Genomic DNA, 1,144 nt, shown 5'->3' with positions numbered 1-1,144 from the left:
GCTGTTCGGCGGCGAGCCGGCCAACTTCCTCGACGTGGGCGGCGGTGCCACCACCGAGAAAGTGACCGAAGCCTTCAAGCTGATGCTGAAGAACCCCAACCTGAAAGCCATCCTGGTCAACATCTTCGGCGGCATCATGCGCTGCGACGTCATCGCCGAAGGCGTGATCGCCGCATCCAAGGCAGTGTCGCTGGGCGTGCCGCTGGTCGTTCGCATGAAGGGTACCAACGAAGACCTGGGCAAGAAGATGCTGGCCGAATCCGGCCTGCCGATCATCGCGGCTGACACGATGGAAGAAGCAGCACAGAAGGTCGTCGCTGCAGCCGGTAAATAATCGGAGAGTGGTATGAGCTGGATTGGGGGGCGCGTTCGGTCGAGAAGGGATGCAGTGCCCGGCGCGGCGCGTCGCTCAGACTGGGCGTCTGAGCAAGCGGCGCAACACCGCAATGCGTCCCTTCTCGACCGAACCCTGAGGGCAGCCCCGATAACCGGGCGACTGCCGTGTTGCAGCTCCTTGCCGTAGCCCCGCTACGACGCGTCGCCGCGCCTTGCATTCGCCCGGTTCTCGGGGCTGCGCGCCCCCCAATCCAGTTCATACCACTCTCATAGGGAATTACAAATGTCGATTCTGATCAATAAAGACACCAAAGTCATCACGCAAGGCATCACCGGCAAGACCGGCCAGTTCCACACCCGTATGTGCCGCGAGTACGCCAACGGCAAGAACTGTTTCGTCGCCGGCGTGAACCCGAAGAAGGCCGGCGAGGACTTCGAAGGCATTCCGATTTTCGCCAACGTCAAGGAAGCCAAGGAAAAGACCGGCGCGACCGTGTCCGTGATCTACGTGCCGCCCGCAGGCGCTGCTGCTGCGATCTGGGAAGCCGTCGAAGCCGAACTCGACCTGGCAATCTGCATCACCGAAGGCATCCCTGTTCGTGACATGCTGGAAGTCAAGGACAAGATGAAGAAGGCCGGCAGCAAGACCCTGCTGCTCGGACCGAACTGCCCGGGCCTGATCACGCCGGACGAAATCAAGATCGGCATCATGCCGGGTCACATCCACAAGAAGGGCCGTATCGGCGTCGTGTCGCGTTCCGGCACCCTGACCTATGAAGCCGTGGCGCAGCTGACCGCGCTCGGCCTC

2 pseudogenes are annotated in these 1,144 nt (G+C 62.0%); both read left to right on the top strand.

The window, feature by feature from the left end:
• Positions 1 to 334 (top strand): annotated as a pseudogene (gene sucC, locus AYR66_RS23235) (succinate--CoA ligase subunit beta); the annotation flags it as partial.
• A 285-nt stretch (positions 335 to 619) separates the two neighbouring features.
• Positions 620 to 1,144: pseudogene (locus tag AYR66_RS23230) on the top strand (succinate--CoA ligase subunit alpha); the annotation flags it as partial.

Origin of the sequence: Noviherbaspirillum denitrificans (genome assembly GCF_002211445.1) — a bacterium.
In the GTDB taxonomy this organism is placed as follows: domain Bacteria; phylum Pseudomonadota; class Gammaproteobacteria; order Burkholderiales; family Burkholderiaceae_D; genus Noviherbaspirillum; species Noviherbaspirillum denitrificans.
The sequence above is the reverse complement of the archived record's forward strand: the minus strand, read 5'-3'. Positions and strand labels throughout refer to the sequence as shown.